Consider the following 13,607-nt stretch of genomic DNA (forward strand, 5'->3'; position numbering starts at 1 on the left):
GCCCGTCATCCTCATCACCCGAACGCATGCCAGACAAACTCAAACGGCACGCCGCGATGGGCGGCAAACCCTTCGATCCGGGCCGCGTCCGGCGCCAGCAGCAGGCGCTGCTGTACGGCGGCGGCGCCGCGATCACCGCGTTCATCCTGTTGTGCGCACTGCTCGTGATGCGGCTCGACGTCCACGATTATCTGGCGCGGTCGCGTTCGGCCTTCCTCGGGCGCAAGGCCGAACTCCAGGCCGAGCTGCAGGTGACGAAGGTCCTGCTGAACCGCTACGTCGACAACATGGAGCTGCTGTGGCGGCGCGGCGATTACGCGTCGCCCGACGTGCTCGCGCGCTTCGCGGCCGACGGCGGCAAGCTGGTGTACCGCGGGCGCGGCGGGCAGCCGACGTTCGTCGCGCTCGCGAACGTGACGCCGGCCCATCCGGCCGAGAGTTATGCCGCGTATCTGGCGATCATATTGCGGCAGGCCGAAGTGACGATCCTGCCGACCGCGCAAACCGTGCATGCGGGCTTGAGCGGCTACGTGATCGGGCTGAATGGCGAGTTTCTCGGCGTGGTGGGTCGCGAACTCGCCCAGCGAGCGCTCGCGCTACCGCCCGGCTTCGATGTCGCGACGTTGCGGCATGCGTTGATGCCGCGCGAGGACAGCGCGCTGCCGCAGGCGCGCACGGGCGACAGCGGCACGCTCGTGGACGCACGCTTCGATCCGCTGCTCGGGCGCACGGTGCTGCGCGTGGCGCAGCCGTTTCGCGACGCGGCCGGCCGGCCCGTCGGCTGGTTCATGTTCAACGCCCGTCCACAGACGGAGGATTTGCTCGCGTCGCACGAGATCGACCGCAGCTACGCGCTCGTCGATCGGGACGGCGACGTCCTTGGCGGCCAGTCGTCCGATCGCAAGATGATCGCGTACGCGCTCGAAGAGGCAAACCATCCGCACGGCGAGCGCGCGGCCGCGCGCCGCATCGGCGGCCGCTTCGTGATCGGCGACGCGCTGCCCGACACCGATCTGGTGCTGGTGACGACGTTCTCGTGGCGCAGCGTACTGGCGGCAGTCGCCGCATCCGCGAGCCTGACGGCCGGCGGCGCGTTGTTCGCGATTGCCGTGCTGTGGTTCGCGATCGTCACGTTCGACCGGCGCGCGCTGCGCGTCGCGAACCGGCGCGCGATCCGCCTGATCGAGAGCGAGGCGCTCAACCGGACGCTGATCCGCACGGCGCCGGCCGGGCTCGTGCTGCTGTCGCTGGCCGACGGCGAAGCGATCGTGCGCAACGACGCGATGCTCGCGTACGACCGGGAGGGGGCGGGCGAGCCGCTCGGCAAGCGCCTGTGGCGCGCGTACCGCGACGGCGCACGCGACGGCGGCGCCCGCGCGCTCGTCACGCACGAGCTGCCCGTCGAGCGCCGCGGGCGCGATACCGTGTACCTGGACGCGCACATCGTGCGCACCAAGTATCGCGGGATCGACGTGCTGCTGTGCACGTTGCTCGACATCACGGCCCGCAAGCAGGCGGAGGCGTCGCTGAGCGAAGCGCGCGAAGCCGCCGAGCAGGCGAACCGCGCGAAATCGACGTTTCTCGCAACGATGAGCCACGAGATCCGCACGCCGCTCAACGCGATCATCGGCAATCTGGAGCTGATGGAGCGCGGGGCGATGCCGACGCCGCTGCGGCGCCGGCTGGCGACGATCATGTCGTCGTCCGATGCGCTGCTGCGCGTGATCAACGACGTGCTCGACCTGTCGAAGGCCGAGTCGAACCAGATGGCGCTCGAGCATATTCCGTTCGATCTGCGCGGCGTGCTGCGCGACGTCGCCGCGATTTTCAGGCCGCTTGCCGAAGCGAAGCGCCTGACGCTCGCGTGCCGGCTGGCGCCCGAACTCGCCGACGGCTACGTCGGCGATCCGGTGCGGCTGCAGCAACTCGTGGCGAACCTCGTCAGCAACGCGATCAAGTTCACGACGCACGGCGACGTGACGATCGACGCGCGCATCGCGCCGGCCGGCGCGGGCGGGTACGGGGTCGAGATCGCCGTGAGCGATACGGGCGTCGGCATTCCCGAGGGCAGCATGGCGACGCTGTTCGACGTGTATATCCAGGCCGACGCGTCGATCTATCGGCGCTTCGGCGGCACGGGGCTTGGATTGCCGCTGTGCCAGCGCATCGCGAAGCTGATGGGCGGTGAGCTGAGCGTCGCCAGCCGGCTCGGCGAAGGCACGACCTTCGTCGCCGCGCTGCCGTTGCCTGCGGCGCCGGCCGGCTGGTGCGCGGCGCTGCCGGCGCCGGTCGCGGGTCACAGAGACGACGGTCGCGACGGTCGCGACGGTGGCGACGATGATGACGATGGCGACGCGCCGCCGCCGCACGAAGACGGCGAGCCGCTGCGCGTGCTGGTCGCCGAGGATCATCCGGCGAGTCGCGCGCTGTTGCAGGATCAGTTCGACGTGCTCGGTCACGACGCGACGATCGTGACGAACGGTGCGGAAGCGATGCGTGCGTACTTCGCCCATCCGTTCGACATCGTGCTGACCGATCTGGGCATGCCCGAGCTCGACGGCTTCGCGCTGGCGAGGCTGCTTCACGAGCAGGGTTCGACGGTGCCGGTGATCGCGATGACCGCGCATGCGACCGATGACGATTACCGTCGGTGCGTCGCGGCCGGCGTGGCGGAGGTCGTGCTCAAGCCGCTGTCGATTCAGGCGCTTGATGCGGTGCTGCGCCGGCAGGCGGCACGCCAATTTGCCGCCGTCACGGTTGCCGACGAGGGAGACGATCAGACCCGCGTGTCGATCGAGATTCGCAACACCCTGAACGACGCAACCCTGAAGTCGCTGGCGGCGATCGGCGATGCGCTCGCGACCGGCGATCTCGAGCGGGTCAAGGTCGAACTGCATTCGATGCGCGGCGGTTTCGCACTGATAGGCGACATCGCTGCCAGCGACGCATGTGCCCGGATGGAGCGCGCGGCGAACGAAGGCGATATCGGTGCGGTCGAGCGCTGCTGGTCCGGGTTCCGGCAAGAGATCGACGCCGCGCTGGCGCGCTTGTTGCTCGATAGCGGGGAGCGGGGCGCCTAGGGTTTCGGCGCGCCGCGGCGGCACGCGCCCGCCGCGCGTGCCGGTTCATCACCCGTTGCGAAAGATCTCCGCATACGCACTCAACGCCGGCACGCCGCCGAGATGCGCATACAGCACCTTCGACCCCGGTTCGAATTCGCCGAGGCGCACCTTGTCGATCATCCCGTGCATCGATTTCCCTTCGTAGACGGGATCGGTCAGCATGCCTTCCAGTCGCGCGCACAGACGAATCGCCTCAAGCGTGCCGTCGCTCGGCAATCCGTATTCGGGCCCGCCGTAACGCGTGTCGAGCACGACGTCCCGTTCGCCGATGTCGCGCCCCAGGCCGACCAGTTCGGCCGTATGCCGCGCGATGCGCGTGATCTGTTCGCGCGTCTGCTCCGGCTTCGCCGACGCGTCGATGCCGATCACGCGATCCGCGCGTCCGTCGGCCGCGAAGCCGACGACCATCCCCGCCTGCGTGCTGCCCGTGACCGAGCAGACCACGACGTAATCGAACTTGAATCCGAGCTGCGCTTCCTGCGCGCGCACTTCTTCCGCGAAGCCGACGAAGCCGAGCCCGCCGAGCGGATGCTCGGAACAGCCGGCCGGAATCGGATACGGCTTGCCGCCCGCCTGCCGCACGCTCTCCATCGCTTCTTCCCAGCTGCGGCGAATGCCGATGTCGAAGCCGTCGGCGACGAGCCGCACGTCGGCGCCCATCATTCGGGACAGCTGGATGTTGCCGACGCGGTCGTACACGGGATCCTCGTAGTTCACCCAATGTTCCTGCACGAGCACGCATTTCATCCCGAGATGCGCGGCGACGGCCGCGACCTGGCGCGTCTGGTTCGACTGCACGCCGCCGATCGACACGAGCGTGTCGGCGCCTTGCGCGAGCGCGTCGGGCACGAGGTATTCGAGCTTGCGCGTCTTGTTGCCGCCGAACGCGAGGCCGCTGTTGCAGTCCTCGCGCTTCGCGTACAGCTCGACCTTGCCGCCGAGATGCGCGCTCAGGCGCTTGAGCGGCTGGATCGGCGTCGGGCCGAACGTGAGCGGATAACGGGGGAAACGTTGCAGGTTCATCGACAGTCTCCGAAAGATGGTGGGCAGGAAATCGGATCGGTCGCGTGCGGCCGGTGCGCCGTGTCCCGATGCAAAGATGATAGGCAGGACGCAGAGAAATGAGCTTGCGAAATAAATGACGAGCGTCTACGTTATCGATGTAAAAAGGCAGAAGTAGCTAATTTTGGATCGCGGAATTCATCGGAGACGCAATGAAATTAGATCGCAGCAGCGCCGCCCCCGCCGATGCCGCGCCGGCGCTCGATCGCATCGACCGCGCGATCCTGCGGCAGTTGCAGCAGGACGCGTCGATCTCGAACGTGAGCCTCGCCGCGAAGGTGAAGCTGAGCGCGCCGGCATGCCTGCGGCGCGTCGAGCGGCTGAAGGAGATGGGGTTGATCCGCGGCATCGTCGCGTTGCTCGATCCGAAGCCGCTCGGTGCCGGGATGCTGGTCGTGATCGGCTTCGTGCTCGATCGTTCGACGCCGGAGGCGTTCGCCGAATTCGAGAAGGCTGCGCAGAAGGTGTCAGGGTGCGTCGAGTGCCACGTGGTGACCGGCGAATTCGACTACTTCATGCTGGTCCGCACGCGCGACAACGAGAGCTTCAATCGCTTGCATGCCGAACAGTTGCTGTACCTGCCCGGCGTGCGGCAGGTGCGCTCGTTCATGGTGCTCAAGGAGATTCTGTCGACGCATGCGCTGCCGGTTTAGCGCGGAGAGCCGTCGATTGCCCGTGGTTACGGATATGCCGTTTGGTCGATTGAAAATTCCCGATTGAGGGTATATAATGAGAGTTCCAATTAACCCATTTGGGAGTCTCCATGGTGGCAACCACACCGGCGGCCCGTCAGTCGGCCAAGCGGGCTGACGCGCCCCGCGCCGCGCCTCAGGCGAGTAGCTCGAACGGCCTGGGCGCCGCCAAGGGCGATTTCGACACCTTTGCCCGGATGGCGCCGATGTCGCAGCGGCGCGCGATTGCAGAGGGTTTCGACGCGGTCATCGTCGAGCGCGTCGCGCGTGAATTGCTCGGCGTGCCGGTTCAGACCCTCTTGAGCGCGCTGAGCCTGCCCAGCTCGACCATTCTGCGGAAAATTGCCAAACACGACCGGTTGTCGCAAGGCGAATCCGATCGCGTTGCGCGCGTGCTCTATGTACGGGGTCTGGCCACCGAACTGTTTGAGGACGGCGAACGCGCAGCGGCGTGGATGAACCGGGCGAACGCGGAGCTCGACGGTTTGAAGCCGCTCGAAGTGCTCGACGTACAGCCCGGCTACGACCGGGTGCGCGACATTCTGAACCGTGCCCAGTTCGGGGTCGGCGCGTGAGGTTGTATCGTCTCGCGAAAGAACGAAAGGGGCACTACCTGGCCGACGACCTGAGCGGGAACGGCGCGGCGATCGCAGGCGGCCGCTGGAATCCGCGCGGCATGCGAGTGCTATATACCTGCTGCCATGCGTCGACGTCGTTGCTCGAGGCGCTCGTCCATATGTCCGGCTTGCTTCCTGCAGGCGGATTTTATTTGGTGACGCTGGAAGTGCCCGACACCGTGCATGACCACGCGTACCAGCCGGACCTGCCGGAGGACTGGGCAGTACTGTCGCAGGACCCGGAGTCGACCGCCCGAATCGGGCAGGCCTGGCTTGAAGCGGGCGAGCAGTTGGCGATGCGCGTACCGTCCGTCGTCTGCCCGACCGACTTCAACTTGCTGCTGAACCCGCTGCATGCGGATTTTGCTTCAAGTGTGAAAGTGATCAGCAAGGAAGCGTTCGCGCTGGATCCTCGCCTGTTCGGCTAGCCGGACGTATTGTTTCGGTCAACGAATTGTCGTCGGCTGCCGCTCGATCGCGTCGTCCAATCAGCGCCGCCATGGAGCGACGCCTGGATACGAGGTCTTGCCGAGACGCTCGCCCGCGTCGCGCACGATAGTCGCATCGAGTTCCCCGTCATCAGCCAGCGCCTTCAGCGCGGCGAGCACGATGCTCGCGCGATCGACTTCGAAGAACGCGCGCAGTGCGTCGCGCGTGTCGCTGCGGCCGAATCCGTCGGTGCCGAGCGTCACGTAGCGGCGCGGCACGTACGCGCGGATCAGTTCGGGCACCGCACGCACGTAATCGGTCGCGGCGACCACAGGGCCGTGCGTTCCTTCAAGCATCCGCGTGACATACGACGATGCCGATTCGTCGCCGAGCCGCGACAGCCGTTCGGCTTCCATCCCGTCGCGCTGCAATTCGCTGAAACTCGTGACGCTCCACACGGCTGCATCGATATTCCAGTCGTCCTTCAGCATCCGCTGCGCGGCGAGCACCTCGCCGAGAATCGCGCCCGCGCCGAACAACTGCACGCGCGCGGTCGCGTTCACTGCCGACGGCAGCCGATGCATGCCCTTCAGGATGCCTTCGCGTCGTGTGCGCTGATCGTCGTCGGGCATCGACGGTTGCGCATAGTTCTCGTTCATGACGGTCACGTAATAGAACACGTCGCGCTGCTGCTCGACCATCTCGCGCATGCCGGCGTCGACGATCGTCGCGACTTCGTACGCGAACGCCGGATCGTACGCGCGGCAGTTCGGAATCGTCGACGCCGCCAGATGGCTGCTGCCGTCCTGGTGCTGCAACCCTTCGCCGCCGAGCGTCGTGCGCCCGGACGTCGCGCCGACGAGGAAGCCGCGCGAGCGCTGGTCGGCAGCCGCCCAGATCAGGTCGCCGATCCGCTGGAAGCCGAACATCGAGTAGTAGATGTAGAACGGCAGCATCGGCAGGTCGTGCACGCTGTACGCGGTCGCGGCGGCGATCCACGACGACACCGCGCCGGCTTCCGAAATCCCTTCCTCGAGAATCTGGCCGCGCGTGTCCTCGCGGTAATAGAGCATCGAGCCGAGATCTTCGGGTTCGTAGCGCTGGCCGAGCGGCGAGTAGATGCCGACCTGCCGGAACAGGTTCGCCATGCCAAACGTGCGCGCCTCGTCGGCGACGATCGGCACGACGCGCGGACCGATGTCGCGATCCTTGATCAACGCGGCGAGCATGCGCACGAGCGCCATCGTCGTCGACATCTCGCGGCCGGCCGCCTCCAGCGCAAACGCACCCCAGGCCGGCATCGAAGGGACGGTCAGCCCCTTCGATGCCGCCATCCGCCTTCTGGGCAGATAGCCTCCCAGGGCAGCCCGGCGGGCATGCAGGTAACGCATTTCCGGGCTGTCTTCCGCTGGTTTGTAAAACTTCAACTGCTCGACGTCGTGGTCCGACAGCGGCAACCGGAAACGGTCGCGGAACGCCTTCAGGTCGTCGACGTCGAGCTTCTTCTGCTGGTGAGTGGTCATCCGCCCCTGGCCGGCCGTGCCCATTCCATAACCCTTCATCGTCTTCGCGAGGATCACGGTTGGCTGGCCGCGATGGGCGAGCGCGCGCGCATACGCGGCGTGCAGCTTGCGCGCATCGTGGCCGCCGCGGCGCAGGCGGTCGATTTCCGCGTCGGTGAGCTGCGCGGCCAGCGCTTCGAGTGCGGGGTCGCCGCTGAAGAAGCGCGCGCGGTTGTACGCGCCGTCGTTCGCGGAGAAGGTCTGGAACTGGCCGTCGACGGTGTCGGCGAACGCGCGCGCGAGCGCACCCGCGTGATCGCGCGCGAACAGCGGATCCCAGTCGGAGCCCCACAGCACCTTGATCGTGTTCCAGCCGGCGCCGGCGAACAGCGCTTCGAGCTCGTCGATCACGCGGCCGTTGCCGCGCACCGGGCCGTCGAGCCGCTGCAGGTTGCAGTTGATCACGAACACGAGGTTGTCGAGCCCTTCGCGCGCGGCGAGCGACAGCGCGCCGAGCGATTCGGGCTCGTCCATCTCGCCGTCGCCGAAGAAGCCCCACACGGTGCGGCCGGCGGTGTTCGCGAGCCCGCGATGCTGCAGGTAGCGCATGAAGCGCGCCTGGTAGATCGCGTTGATCGGGCCGATGCCCATCGAGCCGGTCGGGAACTGCCAGAAATCCGGCATCAGCCACGGATGCGGATACGAACACAGCCCGGGCCCGGTGATTTCACGACGGTAGTGCTTCAGGTGATCTTCGGTGAGGAAGCCTTCGAGATACGCGCGCGCATACACGCCCGGCGACGAATGCGGCTGGAAGTACACGAGGTCGCCGCCCGGGCCGCTTTCATGGCCTGCGTCGGCCGGCGCCGCACGGAAGAAATGGTTGAAGCCGACCTCGAACAGGTCCGACGCCGACGCGTAGCTCGCGATGTGGCCGCCGAGTTCGCCGTATGCGCGGTTCGCGCGCACGACCATCGCGAGCGCATTCCAGCGCAGCGCGGCGGACAGCCGTTCCTCGAGCTCGGCGTCGCCCGGATACGGCGGTTGTTCGTGCGCGGCGATCGTGTTCAGGTACGGCGTGACGGGGCCGCGCGGCGCCGCGAGCCCGCGGGTGTGCGCATGCGCGGCGAGCCGGCCGAGCAGGTACTGCGCGCGTTCCTTGCCGACGTGCGCGACGACGGTGTCGAGCGCTTCCAGCCATTCGGCGGTTTCTTCCGGGTCGGCGTCGGCGTGAGCCGCGCCCGCGCGCCGTGTGGCGTCGATTCCGTTCGACAGGTCCGTCATCGCAGGTCTCCCGCGCGCCGGTTCGGAGCGGCGCGCAATCAGTGGCAATCGGTCGGATCATGCTACCCGCCGATCCGCAAAATATGCGTCTGATTTCATTGGGATTTCGGTTGCGGATAGTGTAAATATTCCGGTTGTGGCCACTCTTCCGGAATATTTCGACCATGAGCGCAAACCCGCGTCGGCTCGACCGCATCGACATCGGCATCCTGAACCAGCTGCAGCAGAACGCGCGCATCACGAACGCGGAACTCGCGCGCGCGGTGAACCTGTCCGCCACGCCGTGCTTCAATCGCGTGCGCGCGCTGGAGAAGCTCGGGCTGTTCCGCCAGCAGGTCACGTTGCTCGATCCCGAGCCGCTCGGGCTGCGGATCAACGTGTTCATCCAGGTCAGCCTCGAGAAGCAGGTCGAGGATGCGCTGCAGCGTTTCGAGGAGGCGATCTCGCAGCGGCCCGAGGTAATGGAGTGTTACCTGATGTCGGGCGATGCCGACTATCTGCTGCGCGTCGTGATGCCCGACATGCGCACGCTCGAGCGCTTCATCATCGAGCGGCTGACGACGATTCCCGGCGTGTCGAACATCCGGTCGAGCTTCGCGCTGAAGCAGGTGCGCTACAAGACCGCGCTGCCGCTGCCGGCGGCCGGGCTGACGCTCGTCGATCCGGACGAGTCGGCGTCCGACTGGGGCTGAGCGCGGGGCGCCGGCGCCCCGTCCGGTCTCAGGCTTCAGACGAAACGGCGACAACGCGCCGACGATTGCCCGACGCCGTCGAAAGGGGCGGACTGCCGCAGGTCCGGTCGCTGCGCGTCGCTGCGCGTTACCGCGCGGGGCGCCCGCATCTTCACGACGCCGCGCGACACGATCGCGTATGCTCGTTCGGTCAGCGGCGAAGGCGGCTGCCGGAGCCGATTCAATCGTGTGACGACCGATCGACGAGCGAGGGCATGATGGCTAGACAGACGATGGCGGAATACCTGGCGAAGTCGCTGGCGGCAGCGGGCGTCGAGCGCATCTGGGGCGTGACGGGAGACAGCCTGAACGGCCTGTCGTTCAGCCTGGGCCAGATCGGCTCGATCCGCTGGATGCATACGCGGCACGAGGAAAGCGCGGCGTTCGCCGCGGGCGCGGATGCCGCGTCGACCGGACGGCTCGCGGTGTGCGCGGGCAGCTGCGGCCCCGGCAACCTGCACCTGATCAACGGGCTGTACGACTGCCACCGCAATCACCAGCCGGTGCTCGCGATCGCCGCGCACATTCCGTCGACCGAGATCGGCCTCGGCTACTTCCAGGAAACCCATCCGCAGGACCTGTTCCGCGAATGCAGCCATTTCGCGGAACTCGTGACGAACGCGTCGCAGTTCCCGCGCGTGCTCGCGCGCGCGATGCGCACCGCGATCGAGGAGCGCGGCGTCGCGGTGATCGTGCTGCCGGGCGACATCGCGCTCGGCGACGGCCCGGAGGAAGCGCCCGCGTGGAGCGACTCGGCGCCGCCGTCGATCCTGCCGGCGGACGCCGATCTCGACCGGCTCGCGGCGCTGCTCAATGGGTCGGACGCAGTCACGCTGCTGTGCGGCAGCGGCACGCAGGGCGCGCACGACGAAGTGGTCGCGCTGGCCGACACGCTCGGCGCGCCGGTCGTGCATGCGCTGCGCGGCAAGCCGTTCGTCGAATGGGACAACCCGTTCGACGTCGGGATGACGGGGCTGATCGGCTTCAGCTCCGGCTATCACGCGATGGAATCGTGCGACACGCTGCTGATGCTCGGCACGGACTTCCCGTACCGGCCGTTCTATCCGACGAATGCGAAGGTCGCGCAGATCGACTGGAAGGGCTCGCAGCTCGGCCATCGCGCGCCGCTCGCGCTCGGGCTCGTCGGCACCGTGAAGGAAACGATCGCCGCGCTGCTGCCGCGCCTCACGCGCAAGACGCAGCGGCGCTTCCTCGAGAACGCATTGAAGCATTACGCGGCCGCGCGCAAGGGCCTCGACGATCTCGCGGTGGCCGAGCCGCCGGGCCGTGCGATCCATCCGCAATACCTGACGAAGATCGTCGACGAAGTCGCGGCCGACGACGCGATCTTCACGGCCGACGTCGGCACGCCGACGCTGTGGGCCGCGCGTTATCTGACGATGAACGGCAAGCGCCAGCTGCACGGTTCGTTCAATCACGGCTCGATGGCGAACGCGATGCCGCAGGCGCTCGGCGCGCAGGGCGCGCATCCGGGGCGCCAGGTCGTGTCGCTGTCGGGCGACGGCGGGCTGTCGATGCTGCTCGGCGATCTGCTGAGCGCGCGCCAGCTCGACCTGCCGATCAAGATCGTCGTCTACAACAACAGCCTGCTCGGCTTCGTGTCGATGGAGCTGAAGGCGGCCGGCTATCTCGACACGAACGTCGACCTGAGCCCGACCGACTTCGCGGCGATCGCGAAGGGCGCGGGGATCTTCAGCGTGCGCGTCGAGCATTCGGAGAACGTCGAGCACGCGCTGCGCACCGCATTCGCGCACGACGGGCCGGCGGTCGTCGACGTCGTGACGTCGAAGTACGAACTGGCGATGCCGCCGAAGATCGAGTTCGCGCATGCGAAGGGCTTCAGCCTGTTCATGCTGCGCGCGATCCTCAGCGGGCGCGGCGACGAGATCGTCGAGCTGGCGCGGACCAATCTGCGGTGAGGCGGTGAGGCGGTGAGGCGTCGCGAACCGTCGAGCGGCGAACCGTCGGCGATCGAGACGGCCCTGCGGCAGGTCACGATCGTCGGCGCGCGGTATCCCGCGCAGCTTCGGCGGCGCGTCGACCGCCGAGCGGGAAGCCGTCGATTGCACGTCCGGCAGTGGCGGCGCAATCAGGGACAATCTTCACGTCGCCTTAAGTTTGCATTTCCTAGAATCGATGGAGCGCCGCGCGTGCGTGGCGGACGGATTTGTTCAGGAGGATGCACGTGAAAGAGCCCCGTGGCGTCGTAGCCCTGTTACAGGCAGTCATTGGCACGCCGAAGCTGATGGCGCAACCGCGCAAGGTTGGCCGATGATCTGGCCGAATGCGTTGCGTGTCTCGGCACTGTTCGTGCGAGAGTGGGTCGGCCGCCCGGCCGCGGTGGGCGCGTTGTGCCCGAGTTCGCGGCATCTGGCGCGCGAGATGGCCGATGCGGTGCCGGACGGCGACGGGCTCGTCGTCGAGCTCGGCGGCGGCACCGGTGCGATCACCGCCGCGTTGCTCGAACGCGGCGTCGCGCCAGGGCGCCTCGTCGTGGTCGAGCGGGCGCCGGCGTTCGTGCAGCATCTGCGGCGGCGCTTTCCCGGTATCTCGATCGTATCGGGCGATGCACGGCAGCTCGAGCGGCTGCTGCCGCCCGATGCGCGTGTCGACGCGATCGTGTCGTGCCTGCCGCTGCGCACGCTGCCGCGCGAGGACGTGGCGGCGATCGTCGGGCAGTGCGAGCGTGTGCTGTCGGTGGACGGCGTGATGATCCAGTTCACCTACGACCTGCGCGTGCCCGAGCGTCACCCGCTGCGCGATCCGGCATTTGTTGCCGATGCCAGCCGGATCGTGTGGGCAAATATTCCGCCCGCGCGCATCGTCACGATGCGCAGGGCCGCCATCGGACAGGTGGCGTGATGCCCGCATCGTGACACGCTTCCTTTCATCGACCCTGCGGAGGCCGTCGGTCGCGGCTCATGTTGCGGCGTCCGGCACGCGCGCCGCAGGCCGCGTTGCGAGCCGCCTGATGAAGCGGTCGAGCGGCGTCGCATAGCCGCGCGCGATGGCTGCGCTCGATCCGGCCGACAACACCAGATACGCGACGAGCAGCACGAGCTTGCCGTCGCCGTGCAGAGTGGCGGGCGGCCACGCCGTGCGCAGCGCGCCGAGCGCGATCAGGTGGAACAGGTACAGCTCGTAGCTGAGCCGGCCGCTCCAGCGCAGCGGCGCGAGCGCGCGGCCCGGTGCCCGTTCGCCGCGGGCGTGCGCGCCGATCAGCAGCACGGCGGTGCCGAGCGCCATCGCGGACACGCCGATCACGTGGCTTTGCGCGATCGGCCAGGCGAGATAGAGCCCGATCATCGCGATCGCGCTCAGCCATTGCACGGGCGTGGCCGCGAGCCGCTGCCAGCCGGTGCGTCCGGCCAGCAATGCCGTGCAGCAGCCGATCGCGATGCCGTCGAAGCACGCGAAATACGCATACAGAAACCCGCCTTCGTCGCCCGCACGCGTGAAACGGTACACGGGGCCGATCGCGGCGATCGCCAGCCAGAACGCGAACAGCCGCGCGTCGCGGCGCAGGGCGATGCACAGCAGCGGAAACGACAGGTAGAACACCTCTTCGACCGACAGCGACCACAACACGCCGAGCGCGTAGTTGACCCATCCGTACGCGCCGATCAGCACGTTCATCCAGAAGGTCAGCGACGCGAGATTCACGAGCCAGAACGACACCGCGACACCCTGCGGCGCGTGGTTCGCGAAGATCGGCACGCCGGCTGCCGCCAGCCCGTTGACAAGCGCGAGCAGCAGGAGCAGGCACGGGACGATGCGCGCGATGCGCGACACGTAGAACGCGCGCACGTCGAGCGCACCGAGGCTGCCCCAGCGGCGGCGCGCATTCGACGTGATCAGGTAGCCCGAGATCACGAAGAACATCGTCACGCCGTAGTTGCCGTTGCGGACCACCGCGTGCACCGCGTCCCAGCCGAACATGCGCGCGACGGACGTGTCGCGCAGCGAATACGGGATGTTGAAGTGATGCAGCAGGACGAGCAGGATCGACACGCCGCGCAGCATGTCGATCCGCGCGTTGCGCGGCCCGGCGCTCATTGCGGCCGGCCCGGTTCCGCGCGTGCCGGCAGCGCGGCCGGGCACGCGTCGCGCGAACGGGGACCGGCGCCGGATGGCGTGACGAGCAACG

General features: G+C 67.8%; 10 protein-coding genes. 7 read left to right on the forward strand and 3 right to left on the reverse strand.

Features of this window, described 5'->3' with window-relative positions; all coding sequences use genetic code 11:
- The first annotated feature begins 26 nt into the window (after window positions 1-26).
- Window positions 27-3,080 carry a hybrid sensor histidine kinase/response regulator gene (locus tag NQV17_RS25675; protein ID WP_257774382.1) on the forward strand — a complete coding sequence of 1,018 codons (3,054 nt, stop codon included), beginning with the start codon at window positions 27-29 and terminating at the stop codon, window positions 3,078-3,080.
- A gap of 48 nt (window positions 3,081-3,128) precedes the next feature.
- On the opposite strand, the gene NQV17_RS25680 is transcribed toward NQV17_RS25675, so the two are convergent.
- Complete coding sequence (locus NQV17_RS25680) at window positions 3,129-4,145, reverse strand: 1-aminocyclopropane-1-carboxylate deaminase (RefSeq protein ID WP_257774383.1); 1,017 nt, start codon at window positions 4,143-4,145, stop codon at window positions 3,129-3,131.
- Window positions 4,146-4,336: 191 nt separating this feature from the next.
- Between NQV17_RS25680 and NQV17_RS25685 the strand changes: the two genes are divergently transcribed.
- The 3 genes from NQV17_RS25685 to NQV17_RS25695 all read left to right on the forward strand — a co-directional run bounded on the left by NQV17_RS25685 (window position 4,337) and on the right by NQV17_RS25695 (window position 5,921).
- A complete protein-coding gene (locus NQV17_RS25685) occupies window positions 4,337-4,837 on the forward strand; it encodes an Lrp/AsnC family transcriptional regulator (RefSeq protein WP_124487057.1) in 501 nt (166 codons plus the stop codon).
- 110 nt (window positions 4,838-4,947) lie between these two features.
- Window positions 4,948-5,451 (forward strand): antitoxin Xre/MbcA/ParS toxin-binding domain-containing protein, encoded by a 504-nt coding sequence (locus NQV17_RS25690; RefSeq protein ID WP_257774384.1) that lies wholly within the window; start codon window positions 4,948-4,950, stop codon window positions 5,449-5,451.
- Window positions 5,448-5,921, forward strand: coding sequence for an RES family NAD+ phosphorylase (locus NQV17_RS25695; RefSeq protein ID WP_257774385.1), 474 nt, complete (start codon window positions 5,448-5,450; stop codon window positions 5,919-5,921). Before NQV17_RS25690 ends, NQV17_RS25695 begins: the two co-directional genes overlap by 4 nt.
- A 60-nt stretch (window positions 5,922-5,981) precedes the next feature.
- Here the strand turns inward: NQV17_RS25695 and mdeB are convergent, their stop codons facing one another.
- Window positions 5,982-8,708, reverse strand: coding sequence for an alpha-ketoglutarate dehydrogenase (gene mdeB / locus NQV17_RS25700; protein WP_257774386.1), 2,727 nt, complete (start codon window positions 8,706-8,708; stop codon window positions 5,982-5,984).
- Window positions 8,709-8,872: 164 nt separating this feature from the next.
- On the opposite strand from mdeB, the gene NQV17_RS25705 reads away from it, so the two are divergent.
- From NQV17_RS25705 to NQV17_RS25715, 3 genes are all read left to right on the forward strand, one after another.
- Window positions 8,873-9,400, forward strand: a complete 528-nt coding sequence (locus tag NQV17_RS25705; RefSeq protein WP_124487053.1) for an Lrp/AsnC family transcriptional regulator — start codon at window positions 8,873-8,875, stop codon at window positions 9,398-9,400.
- 257 nt (window positions 9,401-9,657) lie between these two features.
- Complete coding sequence (gene poxB, locus NQV17_RS25710; protein WP_257774450.1) at window positions 9,658-11,379, forward strand: ubiquinone-dependent pyruvate dehydrogenase; 1,722 nt, start codon at window positions 9,658-9,660, stop codon at window positions 11,377-11,379.
- Between the two features lie 352 nt (window positions 11,380-11,731).
- Window positions 11,732-12,322, forward strand: coding sequence for a class I SAM-dependent methyltransferase (locus NQV17_RS25715; RefSeq protein ID WP_257774387.1), 591 nt, complete (start codon window positions 11,732-11,734; stop codon window positions 12,320-12,322).
- A gap of 57 nt (window positions 12,323-12,379) precedes the next feature.
- On the opposite strand, the gene NQV17_RS25720 is transcribed toward NQV17_RS25715, so the two are convergent.
- A complete protein-coding gene (locus tag NQV17_RS25720; protein ID WP_257774388.1) occupies window positions 12,380-13,516 on the reverse strand; it encodes an acyltransferase in 1,137 nt (378 codons plus the stop codon).
- Window positions 13,517-13,607 lie beyond the last annotated feature (91 nt).

Origin of the sequence: Burkholderia sp. SCN-KJ (assembly GCF_024656005.1) — a bacterium.
In the GTDB taxonomy this organism is placed as follows: domain Bacteria; phylum Pseudomonadota; class Gammaproteobacteria; order Burkholderiales; family Burkholderiaceae; genus Burkholderia.

What these genes read in the sequence shown, in the direction of transcription:
- NQV17_RS25705 (WP_124487053.1), top strand. Translation starts at nt 8,873, where the DNA reads ATGAGCGCAAACCCGCGTCGGCTCGACCGCATCGACATCGGCATCCTG.
- NQV17_RS25715 (WP_257774387.1), top strand. Translation starts at nt 11,732, where the DNA reads ATGATCTGGCCGAATGCGTTGCGTGTCTCGGCACTGTTCGTGCGAGAG.
- mdeB (WP_257774386.1), bottom strand. Translation starts at nt 8,708, where the DNA reads ATGACGGACCTGTCGAACGGAATCGACGCCACACGGCGCGCGGGCGCG.
- NQV17_RS25690 (WP_257774384.1), top strand. Translation starts at nt 4,948, where the DNA reads ATGGTGGCAACCACACCGGCGGCCCGTCAGTCGGCCAAGCGGGCTGAC.
- NQV17_RS25675 (WP_257774382.1), top strand. Translation starts at nt 27, where the DNA reads ATGCCAGACAAACTCAAACGGCACGCCGCGATGGGCGGCAAACCCTTC.
- NQV17_RS25720 (WP_257774388.1), bottom strand. Translation starts at nt 13,516, where the DNA reads ATGAGCGCCGGGCCGCGCAACGCGCGGATCGACATGCTGCGCGGCGTG.
- NQV17_RS25680 (WP_257774383.1), bottom strand. Translation starts at nt 4,145, where the DNA reads ATGAACCTGCAACGTTTCCCCCGTTATCCGCTCACGTTCGGCCCGACG.
- poxB (WP_257774450.1), top strand. Translation starts at nt 9,658, where the DNA reads ATGGCTAGACAGACGATGGCGGAATACCTGGCGAAGTCGCTGGCGGCA.
- NQV17_RS25685 (WP_124487057.1), top strand. Translation starts at nt 4,337, where the DNA reads ATGAAATTAGATCGCAGCAGCGCCGCCCCCGCCGATGCCGCGCCGGCG.